A 23,555-nucleotide genomic window follows, 5' to 3' on the forward strand; every position below is an offset into this window, starting at 1 on the left:
CTTGTCGGAGGCGATGGAGCGGCCCCGCGCCGCGGTGGAGGTTCTGGACTGCCCCATCGATTCGCTGACCATGGATCAGACCCTCGCCTGGTGCCTTGATGCCTGTCGCAGCGATCGGCGAGCCTCCATCCTGCTCACCGCCAATGCCTCGCATCTCGTCGACATGCAGCGGAATCCGCAGCTCCGGCAGGTCTGCCTCGCCGCCGATCTGGTCACCGCCGATGGCATGTCGGTGGTCTGGGCCAGCAGACTGCTTGGGCGTCGCCTGCCCGAGCGCGTCACCGGCGTCGACCTGCTGACGCATTTGCTCGGCCTCGGCGAGCAGCACGGATTGCGGGTCTTCTTCCTGGGTTCGAAGCCCAATGTCCTCGATCGCTTTCTTGCCGTCTGCAGGGCGAAGCACCCGAGGTTGCAGCTGGCTGGCTGGCGCGACGGTTATTTCCCGGCCTCCGAGGATGAGGCGGTGGTGCAGCAGATCGCGGCCAGCCGGCCGGATATCCTGTTCGTCGCCATGCCATCGCCCTTCAAGGACATCTGGTGCCAGCGCCATCGCGACCGGCTGGGCGCCCGCCTCATCATCGGTGTCGGCGGATCCTTCGACGTGCTCGCCGGGATCGTGCCCCGCGCGCCGCCGTGGATGCAGCGCGCCGGCCTGGAGTGGGGCTGGCGGCTGATGCGCGAACCACGGCGGCTCTGGCGGCGCTACCTGTTCGGCAACAGCCGGTTCATCTCGCTCGTCATGAAAAGCTGGGTGGCCGGCCGGCTGAGCCGCCAGCATTCGTGACGCAGCGGCGGGGCGCGCTCAGCGCCCCCCGGGCAATCCCAGGGCGCGCAGCACCGCGAGGTCGAGCCGCACCCGGCCGGTCGCCGTCTGGACCGGGAACCCCATGATGTCGCCATAGCCCCAGATGGCCCACGGCATCCCGTATTCCTCCGCGGCCTTGCGGAAGGCTGCAAGGTAGCCAAGCCGGGCGCTTTCGTTCAGCCGGGCATGAGCGCCGAACTCGAACACCCCTACAGGCACATTGTGCTGCCTGCCCCAGGCAGCGGCGCGGCCGAGCATGTCGCGCAGCCGGCCCGGATTCCAGCGCCCGGCGCAATAGGCCGCGGCAATGGCCTGGGTGCGGCCATGCGACGTGCCAGCCGCGATCGCCTCGCAGGCTGCGGTGTCCTGTACCGGAAAGGGCAGCCGGGCCAGCATCGCGGTATCCAGGCCCTGCTCCCAGAAGGCGAAGGTCGTCAGCACCTTCGGGTCGTATTCGTGGACGCTGTAGATCACCCGACGGTCGCGGACGGGTTGCAGGCGCGAGAGGCCGTCGATGCTGCCCCAGTCGGCCCCGGTCAGGATGACGGTGCTGTCGGGCAGCGCGGCGCGGATGACGGCAAGCGCCTCCTCCTGCAACCGGGACCAGGCGGCGTGATCCTCGACGACCGGTTCGTTCATCACCTCGGGAAAGGTGCGGCGCGGATCGAAGGATCGCAGCGCGGGTGCCATCTGCCGCCAGAAATCGAGGAGGCCCTGCCGGTGCGCTGCATCCTCCTCGATGCGCCAGCTTTCCGGATGCGCGTCCACCACCACGGCAAGGCCCGCGCGCTGCAGCCGCCGCACCGCATCGAGCACGACGGCGAGCCTGTCGGGATCGAGTTGCCCGTCCGCACGCAGCAGGAACTGGGGCTGGATGCAGAGCCGCACGAAGGTGAAGCCGGCCTGGTGAAGCTCTGTCATCGCGGTGTCCGGCAGGTAGTCGCGCAGGCGATCTTTGCTTGTGTCGGCCGGAAAGCGGAACCAGTTGGTGATGTTGATGCCGCGCCTCAGGGCTGCGAGATGGTCTTCCGGTACCTCGGCCCTGGCCGGGCTGATGCACAGCAACAGCCAGACGCCGAGCCAGAACATGGTCTTGCGCAGACCGAAGACATGCTGGCGGCGGGCTGAGCTGGCTTGGCCGCAACGGCAATACGGCACCATGGTGTTCTCCTCTGTCGCCAGAAATCATTCGTTCCAGCGTGCAAGGAAAGTCACATGCGCCTGGATCGACGGAGGGTGATCAGCGAAGCTGCGCCGCCGCAGCGCCGGCGCTGATTGCCGGGCGAGAGGGGGCACCATTCACAGGAACCCTGCCGGTCACTGCCTGGGCTGATGCTGCCTTATGCACGAGCCCGCTCACACGCCGTTACACCCTGCCCCAGTAAGGCGACAATCCGGCCCCGATCACGCCTTCAGCGGCGCCCCATCATCTCCTCCTCGAACTCCGAAGGAGGACATGATGCGTAACCTTCTTGTTGCAGCCGCTCTCGGTCTTGGACTGCTGTCGGCCGCCGCCGCCCCCGCTGCCGCACACCCGCCCGGCCCCGCGGCGTCGACCGGGTCTGTCGATGCGGTCATGCCGGTGCATTACCAGCACGGCCACGGTCACCGCGGCTACCACCGGCCGCGGTATGTGCCGCCGCCGCGTCATCACGGGCATCGCTACCTTCCGCCGCGGCATGACCATTCGCGGCGTCACCAGCCGCCCCATCAGTTCGGCTGGCGCTAGGACTGGCTGCTAGTCCCACGAGCCTCCGGACTCCACTCAAGGTCCGGGTTGTGCAAGCACATGCCTCCGTCCAGGTGAGTCCATTGGACGGAGTTCGCGTGGAAGCGAAGCACGCTCAGGCATGAATGCCGCTCCGCTGCCGAAGCTTAGAAGGCGCGTCGGCCGGAGAAATCCGGTCGACAGTCCGGAGGTGATGATCACCATCCACCAACGGTGACCGGGAGGCGGACCGACTCAGGCCTCCATATCTCATCACATTCACCAGAACTCATGCCGGCGAGTCGCGTTCGCGGCACAGGTCGGACATCGACTGATAACGCCATCCCATGGTATTTCTGGCAAGCGCGCCGAGGCCATGCAAACGCGCACCATGGATCGCAGCCTGCGGGCACCGAGCGCACCTCTACATATGGAACCTCATGTCAGAATCAGACCGCGTCTTTCCCCGCCCGGCGCAGAGGGCAAACACCGCATCCGGCGAACAGCGCCGCATCCTCAGCGTTCCTCGCAGGAGTGCGGCTGGCGGCAAGAGCCGAGTGGTTGAGGTTGTCCATCTTCGGCGGGGCAGTTCGACGCCCGTTGAGGAGCATCCGCGCCCCGCATCCTGGAAGCTGCACGCCGAAACCTGGCCGGAAGGATTTCGCGCAAGATCCGCTCCGCCACTCCCGCCACAGGATATCGAGCCCGTTGCCGCCGAGCCGGCGCAGCCGACCGTGCATGTCATGCCGATGTGGGAACCCTCGCCGCAACAATCAGCCGTGCCAGCTGACACGACGGTGGCCGAGCGCCGCAGAACGCGCCTTCCGAAAAAAGCGCCGGAGGCGGCTGCACGATCTTTTGCCGACCCCTTCGCCGACGATGATGGCGCCAATTGCATCCGCTGCGGCTACCTTATCGAGCAGGCCCGGGAGAAGTGTGGCCTGATGACCTGTTCGAAGTGCGGCTGACTGTCCGACAGTACGAGCTCGGCACCCCATTCACCCGCCACGCGCTGGCAGCCCCGGCGGACCAGCAACACATATCCACCCGCTGACCGGCCATCATACCGCCCGAAATCTCACTAGGCTGGGCGCCACCATCGCTCCGAGGCTCCCATGCGCCGTGCTCTGCTGCTTGCCTGTCTTGTCCTGCCCGTCACCCTCCCTCTCTCGGCGGAGGAATTACCGGTCCGCAGCGTTACCCTCTCCAACGCCGGGCTGATCCAGATCGAGCGTGCCGGCCGCCTCGCGCCCGATGCCGCCATTACCTTCCGTGCCCCGGCCGAGGATGTGGACGACCTCCTGAAGTCGCTGATGCTGCGCGACCCCGGCGGCACGGTGGAGGGGCTGCGCCTGCCCGCCCAGGATCTGGAGACCGAGGCCTTCCGCGGCCTGCCGCTGCGCCCCGCCGATTTCGAAAGCCGTGCCGCGGTGCTGCGCGCCCTGCGCGGCCAGATGGTGGAGGCCAGCGGCACCACCGGGCGTCTGGCCGATGCCGAGGAGGCGGAAGGCGGACTGCGCGTCTCCCTGCTCACCGCCCGGGGGCTCCGCCTCCTGCTGCTGCGGGAGGGCGAGGAGGTGCGGCTGGCCGACGCCGCCCTTGCCGCCCGCATCGCCCGTGCCGCCGAGGCGCTGGCCGCCAGCCGCACCGCCGATGAGCGATTGATCGAGATCCGCCTGCGCGGGGCGGCGGCGGCGCGCGAGGTCGGCTTCACCTATGTCGCCGGCGCACCGCTGTGGAAGCCGAGCTGGCGGCTGGTGCTGCCGGCCGGCGAGGGCGAGGCGCGGCTGCAGGGCTGGGCGGTGGTGGAGAACCGCTCCGGCGCCGATTGGGATGAGGTGCGGCTTTCCCTTGTCTCCGGCAATCCCGCGGCCTACCGCCAGGCGCTCTACGCCCCAATCCGTATCACCCGGCCGGAGCTGCCGGTGCGGGTGGCCGAACAGGTGACCGTCACCGCCGACACCGGCCGCCGCCCGGCGCCACCGCCGCCGATGGCCATGGCGGCGCCCGCTCCGGCCGCCATGGCCCGGCAAAGGGCGGCGCCGGCGGAGGCCGAAGCGGCCGGGAGCCGCTTCACCGATCAGGTCGCGGCGGTGCCGGCCGCCACCGCCGCCGCCTCAGCCGGGCGCGTCGCCTTCACCCTGCCGGCACCGGTTTCGCTGCGCAGCGGGGAGACGGCGAACCTGCCCTTCCTGGATGCCACCCTGCCGGCCGAGCGGATCTGGTGGGTGCAGGATCTCCAGGCGCGCAGCCCGCTGAATGCCGTGCGGCTGCGCAACACCGGCGAAGTGGTCCTGCCGGATGGGCTGGCCGCGGTCTTCGGCGCCGGTGGGGCGGAGGCTGGTGCCTATCTTGGCGATGCCGAGATCCGTGCACTGCCGCCGGGGGAGGAACGCATCCTGGCCTTCGCCCGCGACCGCGATGTGCTGCTCAGCAGCGCCCAGTCCGGCGCCGAGCGCCCGGCGAGGATCGAGCTGCGCCGGGGCGTTGTGGTGGTCGGCACCCTACGGCGGGAGGAGGTGGCGCTGGCGGTGGACCCGCGCGGCGCCAAGGGCAGGCTGGTCGTGGACCTGCCCCGCCGTACCGGTGCGACGCCGCGCTTCGACGTCGCCGCGGAGGGGGATTTCGGCTTGCGGCATGAGGCGGTGCTGCACGGCACCGCCACCACGCTGCGCTTCACCTGGGAGCGCGAGGGGCGACAGGAGGTACCGCTCTGGGATGCCGGCCTCGGCGACCCGGTGCTGCTGCGTTGGCGCGATGTGGATGTGGAACGCGAGCAGCGCCGCCTGCCCGGCGGCCCCGGCACGCTGGAGACGCTGCGCACCGTGCTGGAACGGCTGCCGGCCAATGCACCGGGCCGCACCGGGCTGGAGGCGGTAGTGGCCTCGCTCGCCGAGGCCCGGCGGCTGCTGGACGCCGCCCTCGGCGCCATCCGGCAGTACGCCGCCGCCGAAGCGGTGCTGGGCCGCGCCCGCGCCGCGGTGGAGGACCGCACCGGCGCCGAGCGGGAGGAGGCGCGGCGCCAACTGAACCAGGCAAGCATCGCCGCCGAGCGCGCCGGCGGTGCCGCCGATGCGGCCTGGGAGGCTTGGCAACGGGCAGTCCAGGCGGTGCTGACGCGGACAGGTTAGGCATGCGGTGGGCGGGCCAGCCCATCGGCGGGGTCGTCGCCGGCAAGGGCGGGCTGCCGGCACGACGGCAGCGCCTGCCGATCCGGGCTGCCCGGCATGGCACTTCGCCGCCGGCCAGCGGAGGTTGAACGTCAGCAAATAATCTCGGCGCGTAGGTTCAATTCAGATGGTGGCCTCGCCGGCGTGCCGTTCATTCAGGACAGCGTCACCTTCATTCTGCCGCGTGGCCAGGCTGTCCGCCTTCGACATCTCGAAGGTCAGCTTTCAGTACGGCACGAGCTTCAGCGAGACGAAATTTCCCGGCAGGTGCAGAAGCAATCGCGTGCCGCTGCCACCAGTGCCGGAGCCCGGCAGCCTGGCCCTGTTCGGCGCCGCTCCACTCGCCGCAGGCGGCGCGCCCCCTGCGGCCGCAGCGACCGCGGGCACTTCATCACGACCACGTAGAGACCCCAGGAAACATACTGAAGCCTCAATGAAATCCGGTATTTCAATTCGAGGTATGGAGACCGGGTCGGGGGCCTTCCTGGATGACCGCCGCGCCGCTTGTTCTGGTCGTCGAGGACGAGGCGCTGCTGGCGCTGGAGATCGAGGACCTGCTTCTCGCAGCCGGATTCGCCGCTCGCCTGGCCAGCGACGGCCGGGCGGCCCTCGCGCAGCCGGCGGAAAGGCTGGCGGCCGCCGTGATCGACCTGAACCTGGGGACAGGCATGCAGGGGCGGGACGTCATCCGCCTGCTGCGGCAGCGGCGGCCTGATCTGCCGGTGGTCGTGGTCACCGGCTACACGCCCGGCGCCGCCCAGGCCGACCTGCGCGGCCTGGGCGGGCCGACCGCCCGGCTGCAGAAGCCCATCGATCCGGCCCGCCTCATTCAGCGGCTGCGCGATGCGATCAGCAGCACGAACGGCATCGCCTGATGCCGGCGGTCGTGGGCCGTCAGCCTGCCGCCGCCCTCAGCTGCGCGCCAGGTTCCGCAGCGGCTGCCGCCGCGCCCAGCGCTGAAGATTGTCGCAGAAGATTGCCGCCACCCGCTCCGGCAGCCCATCGCTCGCCGCGGCGCTGTGCGGCGAGACGATGACGTTCGGCACATCCCAGAACGGGCTGTCCGCCGGCAGCGGCTCCATGGCGAAGACGTCGAGGAAGGCGCCGGCGAGGTGGCCGCTGCGCAGCGCCGCCAGCAGCGCCTCCTCCACCACCACGCCGCCGCGGGCGACGTTCACCAGATGCCGTCCCGGCGGCAGCAGGGCCAGTGCCCGTGCATCGATCAGCCCACGGGTCGTATCGGACAGCGGACAGGCGAGGACCAGCCAATCGGTCCGCGGCAGCAGCTCGGGCAGCGCGGCGAAGCCGGCCACCGCATCAAAGCCGGGGGGGATGCCGGCATCGGCATCGCGCCGCATGCCCACCGCGCGCAGGCCGAAGGCGCGGCAGAGCCGGCCGATCTCCTGGCCAATCGGCCCGGTGCCGAGGATCAGCGCGGTCTGCCCCTCCACGTCGCGCGGCTCGGGGTCGCTGTAGAGTGGTTCCCAGGCGTGGCGGCGCTGCGCCTCGGCGGCACGGGGGAAGCCACGGGCAAGGGCCATCAGCCCGGTGATGGCGGTCTGTGCCACGGCGGGGGCGCTGGCGCCGGCGCTGTTGGTCAGCAGCAGGCCGCGTGCCAGCATCGCCTGATAGACCACCATGTCGGTGCCGGCGGAGAAGGTCTGCACCCAGCGGAGGTCGGGCGCGGCGGCCAGCATCTCGATGAAGCGCTGGAAGCGGGCGGTGAGCCGGTGGCGGGTGCCACCGACGAACAGGTCGCGGGAGATGAAGGCGACCTCAACGCCCGTGGTGTCGGGCAGGTCCCCTTCCGGCGCGACAGGGACCAGCACCGCCTCCGGCACGGCGGCGCGGATGCGGGCGCCGTGGCGCTCCGCGGCGATGTCGGACAGTAACACACGCATCTGAAGGCACCCCTCCACCCAGGCCCTCCCCCGAAGGGGAGGGCGAGGGCCTCAGTCGCGGTAGCTGGGATCGATACGGTCCAGCTTGCGCAGCAGCGCCGGCCAGTCGAGCACGCCGAAGGGCCGGCGGGTCTTCGGCTGGTAGTTCTGGTAGGTCGCCTCGACGATCTCCGGTGCCACCTTGATCATCGGGCTGTTGCAGGACATCGCCGCGATCTGCGTCTTGCAGGACAGCTCCAGCCGGTGCAGCGCGTTGAAGCACTCAGGGATGGTGTTGCCGACGGTGAGCAGGCCGTGGTTGCGCAGGATCATGGCGTTGTTGTCGCCGAGGTCGCGCACCAGCCGCTCCTGCTCGTTCAGGTCCAGCACCACGCCGTTGAAGTCGTGGTAGCTGATGTGGGCGAAGCGCATGCTGGTCTGGGTGTTGGCGATCAGCCCGCATTCCAGCGTTGAGACCGCCATGCCCGGCCAGGTATGGGTGTGCGCGACGCAGGCGATCTCGTGCTTGGCCTTGTGGATGGCCGAATGAATGACGAAGCCGGCGCGGTTCACGCCATAGTCGGTGCCGGGGAATTCCGGCTTGAGCACGACATTGCCGTCATAGTCGATCTTGATCAGCGAGGAGGCGCTGATCTCCTCGTAGAGCATGCCATAGGGGTTGATGAGGAAGGTGTCCTCGCCCGGCACCCGGACCGAGACGTGGTTCGCGATCAGGTCGCTCATGTGGTAGAGATCGACCAGCCGGTAGCAGGCGGCGAGGTCAACGCGGGCCTGCCATTCGGCCGGGCTGACTTTGTGCCGCATCGAGGGGATGCGGTATTCGGTGCTGTCGAGCATGGGTTCCTCCTTCGTCAGAAGCCGTCAGGCGTACGGGGGTATGGACCAGGGACGCTGGCGGTCATCCGCATCGGGCATCCATTCTGCCGGCTTGTCCAGGGCCGGCGGCAGCCAGGGCGTCGCCCTGCCCTACCGCCCCTTGAACTCCGGCTTGCGCTTCTGGGCGAAGGCCGCCGTCGCCTCGCGGTGATCCTCCGTGCTGCCGACGACCCCGGCGCAACTCGCGGCGAAGGCCAGCGCATCGCGGAAGCTGCTGGTCTGGCCCTGCTGCACCATGCGCTTCATCAGCCGGATGGCGACCGTTGGGCCATTCGCCAGCCGCTCGGCGAAGGCCTGGGTGGCCGATAGCAGCTCGGCGTCCGGCACCACCTTGTTGACCAGCCCGATCCGCTCGGCCTCCGCGGCGCTGACGAAATCGCCGGTCCACAGCATCTCCAGCGCCTTGGGCTGGCCGACCAGCCGTGGCAGCATCCAGGCGCCGCCGTCGCCGGCGACGAAGCCCACCTTGATGTAGGTCTCGGCGAAACGGGCGCTCTCGGCGGCGAAGCGGATGTCGCCCATCAGCGCCATATCCATCCCGGCGCCGGTCGCCGCGCCGTTCACCGCGACGATATAGGGCTTGTCCAGTTCCATCAGCGTCAGCGGGATGCGGTGGACGTGGTCGGTCAGATATTTCGCGCGATCCCAGGCGCTCTGGCCGCCGGAGGTGTTGGCCGCCATCCGCTTCACGTCGCCGCCGGAGCAGAAGATCCGCCCGGCGCCGGTCAACACCACAGCGCGGATCGCGTCGTCCAGGATGCACTCGCGCAGCGCCTTCTCCCACAGCCCGAGCATTTCGGTGGTGAAGGCATTGCCGCTGTCCGGCCGGTTCAGGGTGATAGTGGCGATTCCGCCGGCGGTATCGAACAGCAATTCACTCACAACGCGTCCCCCAAAGGTCGGCGGAAGCTTACGAGCCTGCGCTGAGTCCCTCAACCCGCCGCCCGGGACCACCCCTGAGGGATCACTGCCCGAGCTGGGCCGCCCGGACCGCGCGGCGCAGCTTGGCGATGCCGGTGCGGACATGGCCGGCGTCGCACAGCCGCATGCCTTCCACCGCCAGGGACCGGCTCGGCTCCCGCCCCGCAGCCGGCAGGGTCGACAGCCTGGCCACCAGGCTGCCGCAGTATTCAGCCGTGTCGGTGGTCACGCGCGGCCTCTCGCCGGCCGCGGCGGCAATTGTCAGGAGGAGGGCGAGGACCGGGGGCGTCAGGAAGCCGCGCATTGCCGTCAGACTGCGGCCCGCCCCCTCATGTGGCGATGGGCGATGGATGACGCTTCGGTCATGGCCTGCCACATGCAACGCCTATCAATACCGGACATGTCCTCCGCGGCTTTGCCGCGGAGGGCGTGCCGAAGCTCCGATCGGGAGGGATAATCAGGATCCCGCAACACCGCGAAGTGGTTTTGCGGGGCGTTCTCAAGGGGCTGGCAGCCGCAGCACGAACCGAAGGCCCGGCGGGTCGCGCCCCGCCACCGCGTCTTCCAGCCGCACCTCCCCGGCATGCAGATGCGCCACCGCCCGCACCAGGGAGAGGCCCAGGCCGGAGCCCGGAGTCGCGCGCGCCTTGTCGGCCCGGAAGAAGCGCTCCCCGACATGGTTGCGGTCCTCGGGCGAGATGCCCGGGCCGTCATCGGCCACCGCCACCTCGATCGCCGCGCCGGCCTGCCGCGCCGTCAGCTCCACGCTGCCGTCGGGCGGGGTGAATTTGATGGCGTTGTCCAGCAGGTTGGCCACCGCCTGCAGCAGCAGGTCGCGGTCGCCGATGACCTCCAGCGTCGCCGGCAGTGCGGTCCGCAGCCGCTGGCCGCGGGCCTCGGCCATGGCGTCGTAGATCTCGGCGGCATCTGCCAGCACCGGCGCCAGATCGAAGGGCGCGAAGGCAGCGCGGCGGGCACCGGCCTCGGCCTCGGCGATGCGCAGCAGGGCCTGGAAGATGCGGCTGATGCCGTCGAGGTCGGCGATGCCCTGTTCCACCGCCGCCCGCAACGCCTCCTCATCCGGCGAGGTCGCCAGCGCATCCTCCAGCTTGGCCCGCGCCCGGGCGATCGGGGTGCGCAGGTCATGGGCGATGGCGTCGGAGACCCCACGCACCCCCTCCATCAGCGTCCCGATCCGGTCGAGCATGGTGTTCAGGGTCTGCGCCAGCCGGTCGAATTCATCCCCCCGGCCGGACAGCGCGACGCGGGAGGAAAGATCGCCCCCGGCGATCGCCGCAGTGGTGACGAAGGCCGGCCCCATCCAGGTCTGCAGCGCATGGCGGATAAGCCAGGCGCCGGCCAGGGCGAAGACCGCCACCGCGCCGGAGGCCCAGACCACGCCTTCGGTCAGCAGCCGGCGGAGCTGGCTGCGCTCGGTTTCGTCGCGGCCGACCAGCAGCCGGAGGCCGGGCAGTTCCACCCGGTGCAGCCGGGCCTCGGTGGCCAGCCCGTCATGCAGGACCCGGGTGCGGATCCAGGCCGCGTCCGCCGGCAGCCCGGCCGGCCAGCGGTCAAGGTTTCCAGCCAGGCGGCGCTGGCCCTCGATGTCCATCAGCAGGTAGATCAGCTCATTCTCGACATCGACGGCGAGGCGCTCCTCGATCGCCTCGGCCAGGCCAGTCGCACCGGCATCGCGCCAGCGTTCGGTAAGGGCGATGGCGTCGGCCCGCACCGTCGCATCGGTCTGCCGATCGAGCGCGCCGGCGGTGGCCCACCACAGCACCGCAACCAGCGCGATGGCGGCGATCGCGAACATCGCGGCGAACAGGGCAGCAAAGCGGAAGCCGGCACTCTTCAGCAGCCGTGGCGGGCCGAGCACGGTCCCGGGCAGGGAGGCCTCCGGCGGCTTGCGCCGCGGGATAGCGCCGCGCGGACGAACCGCCTTCAGCGGCCGCTGTCGCCAGGCACCGGCCTGTCCCCACGCCATCGGCCGGGCGGGCTCACGGCTCGGCCCGGATCATGTAGCCGGCATTGCGGACGGTGTGGATCAACGGCTTGTCGAAACCCTTGTCCAGCTTCTGCCGCAGCCGGCTGACATGCACGTCGATGACGTTGGTCTGCGGGTCGAAATGGTAATCCCAGACCTTCTCCAGCAGCATGGTGCGGGTCACCACTTGGCCGGCGTGGCGCATCAGATGCTCCAGCAGACGGAATTCGCGCGGCTGCACATCGATCCGCTTGCCGGCGCGGGAGACGTTGCGCGACAGCAGGTCGAGTTCCAGATCGGCAACCCGGAGCCTTGTGGCCGGCGCATCGACCGAGGGACGCCGGGCCAGCGCCTCCACCCGGGCCAGCAGTTCGGCGAAGGCGAAGGGCTTGGTGAGGTAGTCGTCGCCGCCGGCCTTGAGGCCCTTCACCCGCTCATCCACCGCCGAGAGGGCGGAGAGGAACAGCACCGGGGTCCGGTTGCCCTGGCTGCGCAGGGTCTCCACCAGCCGCACCCCATCGACGCCGCCGGGCAGCATGCGGTCCAGCACCAGCATGTCGAATTGCTCGGACGCGGCGAGGAACAGCCCGTCGCGGCCATTGGGGGCGTGTTCCACCGTATGCCCGGCCTCCTGCAGCCCCTTCTTCACGAAGCGGGCGACCTCAGCATCATCTTCGACCAGCAGTATGCGCATCGCTTCTCTCCGCGCCGGCACAGCGCCCCGGGCCGAAGCAAGGGCCGCTTACTCCGGCCAGCTTATCCCTGCCCTGGCCGGCGCCCAACCTGTACCGGCAATTCCCGCTCGCGTCCGTCCCGCACCACCGTCAACCGCAGCGTGTGGCCGGGTGGCACTGCCGCAACGCTGCGGACCAGGGCGCGGGAGGTATCCACCCGGTCGCCGTTGATCGCCACCACGATATCACCCTGGCGCAGGCCGGCCCGCCCGGCCGGGCTGTTGCGCTCGATGCCGGCGACCAGCACGCCGCGCCGCGCATTGCGGCCATCCCCCGGCACCAGATCCTGCACCGCGACGCCGAGCCAGCCGCGCTCCACCCGGCCATCGCGGCGCAATTGCTCGATCACCGGCCGGGCCAGGTCGGAAGGGGTGGCGAAGCCGATGCCGGCCGAGGCGCCGGAGGGCGAGTAGATTGCGGTGTTGATGCCGATGACCTCGCCCGCCGCATTGAACAGCGGCCCGCCTGAATTGCCGGGGTTTATGGCGGCATCGGTCTGGATGAAATCATCGAAAGGCCCGGCGCCGATCTCCCGTCCGCGGGCCGAGACGATGCCGGAGGTGATGGTGCCGCCGAGGCCGAAGGGGTTGCCCGCGGCAACCACCCAGGAGCCGACACGGGCCTGGGCGGACACCCCCCAGGTCACGCTGGTCAGCGCGCTTCGGGACTCGACCTTCAGCAGCGCGAGATCGGTGAGGTCATCGGTACCGACCACCCTCGCCTGCAGCTCCGAGCCATCCTGCAGCGCCACCACCACCCGGCTGGCATTGCCCACCACATGGTTGTTGGTGACGATATAGCCGGCCGGATCGATCACGAAGCCGGAGCCAGCGCCGCTGACCTCCTGCCGGCGGTTGCGCTGGCGGTCGCGGAAATAGCGCTCGAACGGGGTGCCGCGTAGTTCGGGCGGCAGTTCCTGCTGGCGCTGCTCCGTGGTCACGGCGATGTTCACCACCGCAGGCAGCACCCGTTCCGCGAGGTCGGCGAAATCCGGCGGCAGCCCACGCTGCGCCGCGGCCGGCGCGGCGCAGCCGGTGAGGGACAGCGCCGGGGCGGCCAGCACCAGGGCCAGGACGGCGTGGCCAAGCGGGCGGCGCGAAAGCAAGGCGGACATACGGGTTGGGTCCTGGTCCTGATCGGGCGCGGCCGGTTCACGGCCGCCCGCCCCCGGCAGCGGAGGCGTTACAGAGTTTGGGAGGATGGATGCGGTCCTTCAACCTCCGGCGTCGGTGCCATCTTGCGCAGGGCGGCAAATGCCGATGGTGCCTCTGGACGCGCTGGTGCTGCGGCTCCGCTGCGAGACGCTGGCGGTCCTGAACGATCCGACGGTGCCCGGACGGATGCGCGAGCAGACGCTGGACCCACTGCCGGGCGGGAGGCAGGATTCACCGCCCGGCCAGAACGGGAGAAGGCGGTGTGGTGCGTTGATCCGCGGGCTGAAGATGACGCTGGATTGAGGCCCCTGATTTCCTGGCGGGCCGCGTGACTCACGCTTTCGGCTGTTCCAACCCCAGGTGATCACGCTGCATCGCGCGCCAGCAGCGCCCGTGCCAGCCGGTCGAACTCCGCCACGCTCAGCGTCTCCGCCCGCCGCGCCCCATCGATGCCGACGGCGGCCAACAGCGCCTCGGCGCCGCCGAGCGGCTTCAGCGCCCCGCGCAGCATCTTGCGGCGCTGGCCAAAGGCCGCCGCGGTCAGCCGCTCCATGGTGCGGAACAGCGCCGGCCCGGGGTCATCCGGATGCGGCACCAGCCCGACCACCGCCGACCACACCTTGGGCGGCGGGCTGAAGGCGCCAGGCGGCAGGCTCAGCAGCAGCTGCGCCCGGCAGCGCCACTGCGCCAGCACGCCGAGCCTGCCATAGGCCTCGGTGTTCGGGGCGGCGCAGATTCGCTCCGCTACCTCCTGCTGGAACATCAGCACCATGCGCTCCAGCGCCGCGGCGTGGCGCAGCCAGCCGACCAGCAGCGGCGTCGCCACATTGTAGGGCAGGTTGGCGACGATCACCCGTGGCGCCGGCAGCAGCGCCGCCACATCGATGCCAAGCGCGTCGGCTTCCATCACCCGCAGCCTGCCGGGATAGACGGCCTCCAGCTCGGCCAGCGCGGCGACGGCACGGCGGTCAAGCTCGACGGCAGTCACCACCGCGGCGGCACTCGCCAGCAGGGCGCGGGTCAGCCCGCCCGGGCCGGGTCCGACCTCCAGCACCTGCCGGCCGGCCAGGTCGCCGGCCTGGGCGGCGATGCGGCGGCACAGCGCCTCATCCAGCAGGAAATGCTGGCCGAGGGATTTCCGCGCCTCCAGCCCATGCCGGGCAATGGTGTCCCTGAGGCTCGGCAAGCCAGGGGCGGCGGGTTCGTGCGGCGGCCCGTTCATGCCGGCCACCCCGGGCCGTCCGCGCCCCGGCGCGTCAGCTCCGCATCTCGATATTGGCGCGGCGGCGCAGGTCGCGTTGGAGCTGGCGCGAGAGGTTCTCCACCCGGTCACGCAGGAGCTGGGAGCGGATCTGCTCCGGGTTGGTCTCCGCCAGGTTCCGCTGCTCGCGCGAGCACAGCATCATCACCAGCACCCCGTCCGGGGTCAGGATCGGCTGGGTCGGACGGCCGGGCTGCAGCCCGGCGAGCAGGCTGCGCAGCTGCGGCGGGTTGACGGTTTCCAGTCGAATCTGCCCGGGGTCGCTTGGCCGGTCGACACCGCTGCCGCGGGCGGCCTGCTCCACCGCCTCGCAACTTCGGGCGGCGGCGACCAGGCGCTGGGCCTTCTCCACCTGGTCGCGCTGCTGCTGCGTCGGCGCGTTCGGGTCGAGCGTGCCGCTGAAGGGGAAGAAGGCCTGGCGGATGCTGATCAGCGTCGCCATGTCGCGGCCGGATTCACGGCGCTGCCGCAGCGCGACGATCTGGTAGCCACCGGGGACGCGCACCGGGTTGCTGATGGCACCGGGCGGCATGCGCTCGATCAGGTCGCCAACCTCGGTATCCACCTCCTCCTTCCGCACCCAGCCGAGGTCACCGCCCTGCAGCGCGGTCTGCGACTGGCTGAACTGGGTGGCGGCCACCGGGAAGGGCGTGCCGGCGCGGAGCTGGCGGATCACCTCCTCGACGAAGCGGCGGGTTTCCGGCTCGGTGGTCGGGTCGTCGATCGGGATGAAGATCTCGGAGACAAGGAATTCCGGCTGGCCGACCCGGGCGCGGGCATTGCGCATCGCCTCCTCCACCTCGGGCTCGGTCGGGTTGGCGTTGGGGCCGAGCTGCTGGCGCAGCACCCTGCCCCAGCCGATTTGGGTGCGGATCTGGTCATAGAGCACGCGCGGAGCGATGCCGGTCTGGGCGAGCTGCGCCCTGAGCCCGCCGGCCGGCAGGTTGTTGCGCCGCTCAAGATCGGCGATCGCCTCGGCAACCTCGGCATCAGCCACCGGCATGCGGCGGCGCTGCACCTCCTGCATCCGCAGCCGTTCGTCGATCACCAGCCGGGTGACCTGCGGCGCCAGCCGCTCCAGCGTCTCCGGCGCCACGGCAATTCCCGCGTTGAGGGCGAACAGCCGGGCGCGGCCCACCACGTCGGCGCGGCTGACGACCTCGCCGTTCACCACCGCGACGATGCGGTTGACCTGGGCCGCCGCCTGGGACTGGGGCGGCAGCTGGGCCTGGGCGGCCAAAGGGTTGGCCGCGGCCATCGTCAGGATGACGAGCAGGGCTGAGGCAGAGGGCGGGGGGCGCAGCATGCGAGTTCCTTACCCGGCCACCGCGCGCGGGGCTAGGGAGAAGCTGCGGTCGTGCCGGGGCGGTCGGCAGTCCCGGCTGCAGGCGGGCGAACGGTCGGCCTCGGCGTTCGCGGCGCCGGCAATCAGCGGCCGTTCCTCGGATCGCACGCGCACAGGGTTCCCGGCGATAGCGACACAGCGATGACGGCCACCCCGCCTCGACAGGTGTTCATAGATTGCATACAAACTTTTGGCCGATCGCACGCGCAAGCAAGATATCGGGCGGGCGATGGTCACGGCTGCCGGTCCTGATCTGGACGCTGCAGGGCGCGTCAGGGACTGCCCGGCTAAAAGTGCCTCCTGGAACCTGGCGCGTGTTGGTGTCCTACCGTGGCTTTGGCTGCGGAAGGCATGCCAATGTCACGGCCAGAAAGGATCATCGCCCTGCCGAATGGCGAAGCGGTCTTTCCTGGGACGTTTAAAGTACAGGCACCAAGCGTGTCATGATTCACAACAGCCGCGCAAAGCTGAAGAGTATTGGGATATAATCCTCCTTTGTACGAGAACCGTCACGTCGTAGCGCCTGTGGCTGCTTCCAGCCGTCGGATCTTGCGCGCCCCATCATTGTTATGCCGCAACATCACCACCCGGAGGATCATGGAACCGCGTGGTGGACTACACGTTATGGTTGTATGGCTTTCCGGGGCGATCTGAAGCTGGCAAGCCCCGCCGAAATGCGGGGACACATGCACTCGGCGACGCCAAGCTCCATCCGGGTCCTGATCGCTGAGGATGAGGCCCTCGTTGCCCTTTCCCTCTCCGACATGCTCGAAGCCGAAGGCTATGACGTCGCCATTGCCGCCGATGGGGCCGAGGCCCTGGGGGTGGCGCAGCGGCTCGGCAGCGCGCTCGACGTGCTGCTGACCGATCTGAACATGCCGCGCATGACCGGCGAGGACCTCATCCGCACCCTCCGCACCGAACGGCCCGGCCTGCCGGTGGTGGTGGTGACCGGATCACCGCCGGATGGCGGAGCGGAGGAACTGCGCCAGAACAGCGGCGGCCACGGCCCTCTGCTGCTGTTGCACAAACCTATCGACTACGCCGGCCTCGCGGCGGCGGTCCGGCACGTGGCGCCGTCCCGCCAGGGCTGATCATGCTCCAGCCTTGATTGCAGCGGCGGTCGCCCGTCCAAGGCAGCCATAGCTGGTGGCGGAGCACGCGGGTGGGAGAGGCGGTGCCTAGGCCCGGACCAGCGGACAGCCGCCCTCCGCCAGCGGCCGGAACGCCCGGTCCGCGGCCGTCGTCTGCAGCAGCTTGTAGTAGTCGAAGGGGCCTCGGCTTTCCTCCGGCTTCTTCACCTCGAAGAGGTAGGAGGGATGCAGCTTGCGACCGTCGGCACGGATGGTGCCGTGGCCGAAGGCGTCGTCATCGGTCGGCATCGCCTTCATCCGCGCCACCGTCTCGGCGCCGCTCGCCTTGGCCGCGGCGACGCCGATGTCCTGCACCGCCTTCAGGTAATGCAGCGCCGCGGCATAGGTGCCGGCATGGGTGCTGGCGATGGCGGGATTGGGGCCGACCTGCTGCCGCAGCCGCGCGGTGAAGGCGCGGGTCCGCTCGTTCAGGTCCCAATAGAAGCTCTCCGTCACGATCAACCCGGCGGCGGTGCGCAGGCTGAGCGAGTGCACTTCAGTGATGAACAGCAGCAGCGAGGCCAGCCGCACGCCGCGCCGCCCGAGGCCGAACTCCGCCGCCTGCTTGACGCAGTTGATGGTGTCGGAGCCGGCGTTGGCGAGGCCGATGACCTTGGCGTTGCTGGCCTGCGCCTGCAGCAGGAAGGCTGAGAAATCCGAGGTCCCGGGGAAGGGCGTCCGCACGCTGCCGAGCACCCGCCCGCCGGCGGCGCGGACGAAGCCCGCGGTGTCACGCTCCAACGCATGGCCGAAGGCATAGTCGGCGGTGATGAAGAACCAGCTGTGGCCGCCCGCCCGCACCGTGGCGCCGCCGACCGAATTTGCCAGCATCCAGGTGTCGTAGGTCCAGTGCACCATGTTCGGCGAGCACAGCCGGCCGGTGAGGTCCGAGGTCGCGGCCGAGCTGTTGAGGTGGACCTTGTTTTTCTCCCGGCAGATGTCGTTCACCGCCAGGGCGACGGAGGAGGTGGCGACATCCACCAGGCAATCCACGCCGTCGCGGTCGAACCAGGTGCGCGTGACGTTGACGCCGACATCCGGCTTGTTCTGCTGATCGGCGGCGACGACCTCGACATTGAAGCCGCGCGGGCCGAAATCCTGGACCGCCTGGCGCACCGCGGCGACCGAAGTCTGGCCGGTGACGTCGCGGTACATGCCGGACATATCGACCAGCGCGCCGATCTTGATGGTGTTCGCCGCCTGCGCCCGGGCGGTGCGGTACGGCAGCCCGGCAGCCAGCGGCGCGGCGGCAGCAGCGCCAAGGAATCCCCTACGGTCCATGGACATGTTTCAGCCTCCCTGCGCGGGCCGTCTACGCGGCCACCTGCGACACCGGGATGATGAACGGCGCCGCCGGCGGATTGAAGCTGAAACTGCGGCGGCTCACGCCCCTGGGCCGCCCCCCCTCCCCCGGCGGGTTCCGGCCCTGGCCTCAGTGCGCCTCCGCCAGTGCCGCTTCCGCCGCGATGCCGAGGCATTCCTCGATCTGCGCCCTGAGGCGGCGCAGGTTGCGGTGGCCGGCGAAGCTGCGCCGCAAGGCCGCATGGGTCTCCGGCGGCAGCGGCGGCAGGTCCGCCGAGGCGCAGCCGATGTCCTCGGCAATCCCTGCCAGCAGCGCGGCCAGGGTGCCGTCGAAGGCGCTCGCCGGCGGCGCCGCCACCTGATGCACCGAAAGGCGCGAGAGCAGCGGCGCCGGAATCCCGCGCGTCTCGTTCGCCGCCATGATCCAGAGCGCATGGCGCAGGTCGACCGGGGCGCGCAGGCATTCGTCGAACCAGGCACCGGCGCTCTCCGGCTCGATCATCGCCAGCAGCGTGTCATGGGCGCGGCCGTTGGTATCACGCTGGCCGCCGGCCTTCTCGATCTCGTCGAGGAAGAACAACGGGTTGGGCGCCGCCAGCCGGGCCATCTCGGCGACCGGCCAGGCCGGGGTCGCCGCCGACCAGCCGCGCGCGGTGCCCTGCAGGCAGCGGTTGTCGGTGGCGCCGCCGAGGTTCAGCGAGGCGAAGGGCAGTTCCAGCGCCTGGGCCAGCCGGCGGGCGAACCAGGTCTTGCCGATGCCTGGCGGGCCGACCAGCAGGATCGGCCTGAGCCGCGGCGAAGGCCTGCCGGCGTGCGCCGCCAGCGCCAGGGTCCGGCGCACCTCGGACAATGGTGCGGCGAAGGCCGGTGCCGCTTTGGCAAGGGCGGTGAGCCGCGCCATGGCGTCGCGCGGCACGCAGCGGAATGGCAGCGGCGTGGTCAGGCGCTGATAGCTTCCCCATTCGGCACGGTCATTGGGCGCCTCGAAGGGTTGCAGCACGGTCACCCGCGGCTCGGCGGGTACGGTCGGTGGTGCCGCCGCGGCAGGTGGCGGGACCGGCTCGGCTGCTTTCGGCAGCGGCAGCCCGAGCGCCTCCGCCATTCTGGTACCGAGTGGCCGGGCGCTCTCCGGACCAGGGACGAAACGCAGCCAGAGATCGGCCGCGAGCCGCGTCGCCAGCACGAAATGGCGCAGCCGGACCGGGTTGGTCGCGGCGCCCGCCAGGCTGCGCGCCTCGGCGTGCAGTTGGTAGTGCAGTGCCTCGATGCAGGCCAAGGCGCCGCGCCGGCACAGCGGCCCGCCACGCTCGGCGACGATGCGGGTCGCCGCCAGCACCAGCTCCGGCCCATGGGCGAAGCGGCCGGCGATGGCACCGAACCGCGTGGCGAATTCCAGCAGCCCGGCATCGTCGCCCGGCCGTGCCGGCTCCTCGCCGATGCGGGAAGGGAAGAGTGCGGAGCGCAAATGCGCGAGCAGCTCGGCCTCGAGCGCCACCAACTCCTCGGGCTCCACCGTCAGCCAGAGCGAGAGCGGCGGGTTCATGTCATCGCCGAACAGCAACCGCGCGGGTGGGACGCCGGCGGAGGCGGCCTGACCATCGGCGCCGGCGGCAATCGCTTGGGTGTCTAGATGGGTGTCTGGCACTGGTTCGCTCTTGTAATCACAAAACTGGGAGAATGGAACCATCTCCGACTTGTCATGTGAATACAATTTGACAGCGCGCCGGCGGAAAGACCGCAGCTGTTGCGGCGCAGCCCCGCAGGTCCGTTGGTCAGGCCGCCAGCGTCACATGACTGCGGCAGCCCATCAACGGCTGGATGCGCTGGCCGAAGGCATCCATCCCGAGAATGAAATCATCGAAGGTAAGCATGATGCCCTTCACCCCCGGCATCGCCGCCGCTTCGTCCAGCATCTGCGCCACCTTGGCGTAGGAGCCGACCAGGGTGCCCATGTTGAAGTTGACCGGCGAGGGCGCGCGCTGGATCGCCGCCGCCATCGAGGTCTCGTGCGCCGTGGTGTCCTGCGCCGCATGGCCGAGGAGATGCGCCAGCGCCTCGTGATCGGCGCCACGATTGTAGAGGTCCCATTTCGCCAGCGCCGCCTCATCGGTTTCGTCGGCGATGATCATGTAGAGCATGTAGCTGCCGACATCGCGGCCGGTCCGCTTCGCATGCTCCAGCATCCGCGCTGGCACCCCTGCGGCCTTGGTCGGCTCGTTCACCCCCTCGCCGAGGGCGAAGTTGAAGTCGCAGTAGCTGGCGGCGAACTCCATCCCACGATCGCTCTGCCCCGCCGCCACCAGCTTGATCGGCGCGCGCGGGCGCGGGCTGAGCTTGCATTGGTCCATCTGGAAGAACTCGCCCTTGAGGTCCGAGGTCCCGGTCTCCCAGAGTTCGCGCATGATCCGCACGTATTCGGTGCTGTAGTCGTAGCGTTTGGCGAAATGCACATCACCGGGCCAGAGGCCCATCTGGGTGTATTCCACCTTGTGCCAGCCGGAGACGATGTTCACCCCGAAACGGCCGCCGGAGATGCTGTCGATGGTGCTGGCCATGCGTGCCACAATCGCCGGCGGAATGGTCAGCACCGCGGTCGAGGCATAGAGCCGGATCCTGCTCGTCACCGAGGCGAGGCCGGCCATCAGGGTGAAGCTTTCCAGCCCGTGGTCCCAGAATTCGGTCTTCCCGCCGAAGCCGTGCAGCTTGATCATGGAAAGGGCGAAGTCGAGGCCGTACCCCTCGGCCTTCTGCACCACGGTCTTGTTGAGCTCGAAACTCGGCATGTACTGCGGCGAGGCGGCGGAGATGATCCAGCCGTTGTTGTTGATGGGGATGAAGACGCCGATGTCCATGGTGGCACCCCTGTCCGTAAGATCGGGCCGAGCAGAGCAAGCCGTGTGCCAGCACAGGGAGGATGGGCGATGAGCGATGCGGTGGAGCCATGGGAGTGGCCCGAGGAGGAATGGCGCCGTATCGTCGGCAATGCACGGGCGGGGCGCAGCCTGGCGCCGCGTGCCTGGCCGGGCGGCGCGCGCTGCTGCGTCACCCTGTCCTTCGACGCCGACCATGAGACCATTCCGCTACGCGACGGCGACCCAAGCCCGATGCGGATCAGCCAAGGCCAGTACGGCAACCGCCAGGGCGTGCCGCGCATCCGCGCGCTGCTGGCCCGGCACGGGCTGAAGGCCAGCTTCTACTACCCCGCCGTCTCCGCCCTGTTACACCCGAACGAGGTGCGCGCGGTGGCCGACGAAGGGCATGAGATCGGCATCCATTCCTGGATCCACGAGGCCAACACCGCCCTGCCGCCCGGCGTCGAGCGCGAGCTGACCTTCCGCGCCGCCGATGTGCTGGAACGGCTCAGCGGCCGCCGCCCGGTCGGCATTCGCACCGCGAGCTGGGACTTCTCCACCGACACGCTGGCGATCATCCGCGAGCTGGGCCTGCTCTACGACAGCAGCCTGATGAGCGACGACGACCCCTATGAGCTGCTGGACCAGGGCGAGCCCACCGGCATCGTCGAACTGCCGCCGGAGTGGATCCGCGACGACATGCCCTACTTCAACTTCGTCCGTTTCAGCGCGCTGCGGCCCTACACCCCGCCCTCCGGCGTCGAGGAGATCTTCCGCGCCGAATTCGACGGCGCTTATGCCGAGGGCGGCATGTTCCTGCTGACGATGCATCCGCATGTCATCGGCCATCGCAGCCGGATCGTGCTGCTGGAGCGGCTCATCGACTACATCAAAGGCAAGGGCGATGTGTGGTTCGCCACCCATGCGGAGGTGGCGGCCTACGTGAAGGCGAACGCCGCCGGGTAGGCGAATCGAGTGCCGGAGGCTCAGCCGGTCTCGCGGACCGCCGCCGCGGCCCATTGCGCAACCGGCCGCAGCACCGCATCCCAATCCGCCGGCAGGGTCAGGCGGTCCTGGCGCGGCTGCCCGGCCCGGGCGACCGCAGCCCGCAGCCCCTCGGCGAAGCCGCGCGGGGTGGGCGCCACGCCGATGATATCGGGCGATAGCGCCGCCAATGCCGCCGCAGTCTTTGGGCCGAAGGTGTTAGTCACTGCCACGCCACCGCAGGCGGCCATTTCCAGCACGGGATAGCTGGTATGTGGCGACAGCATCGGGCAGAGCAGGATATCGGCTTGGCGGAGGGTCTCGGCATAGCCGTCATACCCGGCCCAGGGCGCTGGGTGCAGCATCCGGCCGCCGCCGAGCGACAGCGGCGGTAGGCTGCCGCGCGAGCCGATGGCGTGGAACTCCCATTCTCCCTCGAAGACGCCGTCGCCGATGGCCTGGCGCAGCGCCTGCACTCCGAGGCCGAGCAGGTTCCGCATATTGGTAATGGTTGGCCGCGCATAGAAAAGCAGTCGGCGCGCCCCACCTGCCCGCGGCGCGGCTGGTGGGTGGAAGATCCGCCGGTCCACCGCCGGCTCGAATACCTGGCATCTGGCATCGACGAAGTCGGGATCGGCGTAGAGGCCGGGCCCCTGGGTACGTAGGTATTCGGCGAGGAAGCCCTCGTTGATGGCTGCGCGGTGCGGCATGCCATAGGTTTCGAGCGCCAATGCGTAATTGCTGGACCAGGCGTAGAAGCCCGGCTCGAAATCCTGCACCAGGTAGAGGAACCAGTCGCGTGTCATGCGTGGCAGCACCGGCGCGAGACCCTGCGCCGTGGTCCAGTGGGTGGCCAGCCACAGATCCTGCGCGCCGACGGTGGCGGCCTCGGCTTCGGCCGCCGCAACCACCTGCAGGCCGGACGGCGCCGGCCGGCCCAGCAGCCGGGCAACATGGCCGTTGAACCAGACAGGGTCGTGCCGGTGGCCACGCCGGGTGGTGGTGATGCGCACCGGCACGCCGCACTCTGCCACCAGCGCGGCGAACAGGACGATGGTGTTCGGCCCGCCTGTCATCGCCTCCGGGCTCACGACCGGTTGAATCACGTTAAGCGAGGGCAGCAGACCGGGAGCAACCGCGACATGCAGCGGCGGCTGCTCAAGGAGGTCGATTAATCGTGCCTCGTAGAGCGCCGGGTTGGTAAATTGCAGAAGGTTGCGGCCGAACTGCTCAGGATCGTTACGTAGCAGGCGGAGGTGCGCCAGCGCCTTGGCAGGCAATCCGCGGATATGGTCTAGGGCGGAATCCGATCATTCTGGTTCATAGCCTGCGGCGGTGAAGTAGTTTCGGCACTCTTCCGGGGTAAAGCGTGGCAGGGCGTCGCGGATGGCATCCCAGAGCCCGTCGATGGTCCGCGCGGCG

General features: G+C 69.9%; 21 protein-coding genes and 1 pseudogene. 7 read left to right on the plus strand and 15 right to left on the minus strand.

Annotation, left to right across the window (positions count from 1 at the left end):
• Position 1: 1 nt before the first annotated feature.
• Positions 2 to 784: a WecB/TagA/CpsF family glycosyltransferase gene (locus tag H7965_RS16615; RefSeq protein WP_186771712.1), complete on the plus strand. Its 783-nt coding sequence runs from the start codon at positions 2 to 4 to the stop codon at positions 782 to 784.
• Between the two features lie 18 nt (positions 785 to 802).
• On the opposite strand, the gene H7965_RS16620 is transcribed toward H7965_RS16615, so the two are convergent.
• Positions 803 to 1,966, minus strand: coding sequence for a glycoside hydrolase family 5 protein (locus H7965_RS16620; RefSeq protein WP_186771713.1), 1,164 nt, complete (start codon positions 1,964 to 1,966; stop codon positions 803 to 805).
• Positions 1,967 to 3,070: 1,104 nt separating this feature from the next.
• Here H7965_RS16620 and H7965_RS16625 point away from each other — a divergent pair.
• The 3 genes from H7965_RS16625 (at position 3,071) to H7965_RS16635 (ending at position 6,558) form a co-directional block, all read left to right on the plus strand.
• Positions 3,071 to 3,481 (plus strand): hypothetical protein, encoded by a 411-nt coding sequence (locus tag H7965_RS16625; RefSeq protein ID WP_186771714.1) that lies wholly within the window; start codon positions 3,071 to 3,073, stop codon positions 3,479 to 3,481.
• Positions 3,482 to 3,628: 147 nt separating this feature from the next.
• Entirely contained in the window at positions 3,629 to 5,644 is a 2,016-nt protein-coding gene (locus tag H7965_RS16630) for a DUF4139 domain-containing protein (RefSeq protein WP_186771715.1), read from the plus strand.
• A gap of 527 nt (positions 5,645 to 6,171) precedes the next feature.
• Positions 6,172 to 6,558: a response regulator gene (locus H7965_RS16635; protein WP_186771716.1), complete on the plus strand. Its 387-nt coding sequence runs from the start codon at positions 6,172 to 6,174 to the stop codon at positions 6,556 to 6,558.
• A gap of 36 nt (positions 6,559 to 6,594) precedes the next feature.
• On the opposite strand, the gene H7965_RS16640 is transcribed toward H7965_RS16635, so the two are convergent.
• The 7 genes from H7965_RS16640 to H7965_RS16670 form a co-directional block, all read right to left on the minus strand.
• The gene (locus tag H7965_RS16640) at positions 6,595 to 7,584 is read right to left on the minus strand and encodes a D-2-hydroxyacid dehydrogenase (protein WP_186771717.1); all 990 of its coding nucleotides are present in this window, start codon (positions 7,582 to 7,584) and stop codon (positions 6,595 to 6,597) included.
• A gap of 51 nt (positions 7,585 to 7,635) precedes the next feature.
• Complete coding sequence (locus H7965_RS16645; RefSeq protein WP_186771718.1) at positions 7,636 to 8,421, minus strand: class II aldolase/adducin family protein; 786 nt, start codon at positions 8,419 to 8,421, stop codon at positions 7,636 to 7,638.
• Positions 8,422 to 8,550: 129 nt separating this feature from the next.
• Positions 8,551 to 9,342, minus strand: a complete 792-nt coding sequence (locus tag H7965_RS16650) for an enoyl-CoA hydratase/isomerase family protein (RefSeq protein WP_222440656.1) — start codon at positions 9,340 to 9,342, stop codon at positions 8,551 to 8,553.
• Positions 9,343 to 9,424: 82 nt separating this feature from the next.
• Positions 9,425 to 9,610 (minus strand): hypothetical protein, encoded by a 186-nt coding sequence (locus tag H7965_RS16655; RefSeq protein WP_186771720.1) that lies wholly within the window; start codon positions 9,608 to 9,610, stop codon positions 9,425 to 9,427.
• A gap of 270 nt (positions 9,611 to 9,880) precedes the next feature.
• Complete coding sequence (locus H7965_RS16660; protein ID WP_229682649.1) at positions 9,881 to 11,368, minus strand: sensor histidine kinase; 1,488 nt, start codon at positions 11,366 to 11,368, stop codon at positions 9,881 to 9,883.
• A 13-nt stretch (positions 11,369 to 11,381) separates the two neighbouring features.
• Positions 11,382 to 12,062 carry a winged helix-turn-helix domain-containing protein gene (locus H7965_RS16665; protein WP_186771721.1) on the minus strand — a complete coding sequence of 227 codons (681 nt, stop codon included), beginning with the start codon at positions 12,060 to 12,062 and terminating at the stop codon, positions 11,382 to 11,384.
• Positions 12,063 to 12,124: 62 nt separating this feature from the next.
• A complete protein-coding gene (locus tag H7965_RS16670) occupies positions 12,125 to 13,216 on the minus strand; it encodes a trypsin-like peptidase domain-containing protein (protein WP_186771722.1) in 1,092 nt (363 codons plus the stop codon).
• Between the two features lie 139 nt (positions 13,217 to 13,355).
• Between H7965_RS16670 and H7965_RS16675 the strand changes: the two genes are divergently transcribed.
• Positions 13,356 to 13,559, plus strand: coding sequence for a hypothetical protein (locus H7965_RS16675; RefSeq protein ID WP_186771723.1), 204 nt, complete (start codon positions 13,356 to 13,358; stop codon positions 13,557 to 13,559).
• 61 nt (positions 13,560 to 13,620) lie between these two features.
• On the opposite strand, the gene rsmA is transcribed toward H7965_RS16675, so the two are convergent.
• The gene (rsmA, locus tag H7965_RS16680; protein WP_186771724.1) at positions 13,621 to 14,478 is read right to left on the minus strand and encodes a 16S rRNA (adenine(1518)-N(6)/adenine(1519)-N(6))-dimethyltransferase RsmA; all 858 of its coding nucleotides are present in this window, start codon (positions 14,476 to 14,478) and stop codon (positions 13,621 to 13,623) included.
• Between the two features lie 34 nt (positions 14,479 to 14,512).
• Positions 14,513 to 15,823: a peptidylprolyl isomerase gene (locus H7965_RS16685; RefSeq protein WP_186771725.1), complete on the minus strand. Its 1,311-nt coding sequence runs from the start codon at positions 15,821 to 15,823 to the stop codon at positions 14,513 to 14,515.
• Positions 15,824 to 16,548: 725 nt separating this feature from the next.
• On the opposite strand from H7965_RS16685, the gene H7965_RS16690 reads away from it, so the two are divergent.
• Positions 16,549 to 16,956, plus strand: a complete 408-nt coding sequence (locus tag H7965_RS16690; RefSeq protein WP_186771726.1) for a response regulator — start codon at positions 16,549 to 16,551, stop codon at positions 16,954 to 16,956.
• Positions 16,957 to 17,043: 87 nt separating this feature from the next.
• Here H7965_RS16690 and H7965_RS16695 read toward each other — a convergent pair whose 3' ends face one another.
• From H7965_RS16695 to rutA, 3 genes are all read right to left on the minus strand, one after another.
• Positions 17,044 to 18,282 (minus strand): ABC transporter substrate-binding protein, encoded by a 1,239-nt coding sequence (locus H7965_RS16695; protein WP_186771727.1) that lies wholly within the window; start codon positions 18,280 to 18,282, stop codon positions 17,044 to 17,046.
• A 145-nt stretch (positions 18,283 to 18,427) separates the two neighbouring features.
• Positions 18,428 to 19,942, minus strand: coding sequence for an AAA family ATPase (locus tag H7965_RS31750; protein WP_186771728.1), 1,515 nt, complete (start codon positions 19,940 to 19,942; stop codon positions 18,428 to 18,430).
• Positions 19,943 to 20,069: 127 nt separating this feature from the next.
• Entirely contained in the window at positions 20,070 to 21,149 is a 1,080-nt protein-coding gene (gene rutA, locus H7965_RS16705) for a pyrimidine utilization protein A (protein ID WP_186771729.1), read from the minus strand.
• Between the two features lie 69 nt (positions 21,150 to 21,218).
• Between rutA and H7965_RS16710 the strand changes: the two genes are divergently transcribed.
• Positions 21,219 to 22,115, plus strand: coding sequence for a polysaccharide deacetylase family protein (locus tag H7965_RS16710; RefSeq protein ID WP_186771730.1), 897 nt, complete (start codon positions 21,219 to 21,221; stop codon positions 22,113 to 22,115).
• Positions 22,116 to 22,135: 20 nt separating this feature from the next.
• Here the strand turns inward: H7965_RS16710 and H7965_RS16715 are convergent, their stop codons facing one another.
• Positions 22,136 to 23,413 (minus strand): rhamnosyltransferase WsaF family glycosyltransferase, encoded by a 1,278-nt coding sequence (locus tag H7965_RS16715; RefSeq protein ID WP_186771731.1) that lies wholly within the window; start codon positions 23,411 to 23,413, stop codon positions 22,136 to 22,138.
• A 30-nt stretch (positions 23,414 to 23,443) separates the two neighbouring features.
• A pseudogene (locus tag H7965_RS30980) lies at positions 23,444 to 23,555 on the minus strand (IS630 family transposase); the annotation flags it as partial.

This window comes from Siccirubricoccus deserti (genome assembly GCF_014283215.1).
Lineage (GTDB): Bacteria > Pseudomonadota > Alphaproteobacteria > Acetobacterales > Acetobacteraceae > Siccirubricoccus > Siccirubricoccus deserti.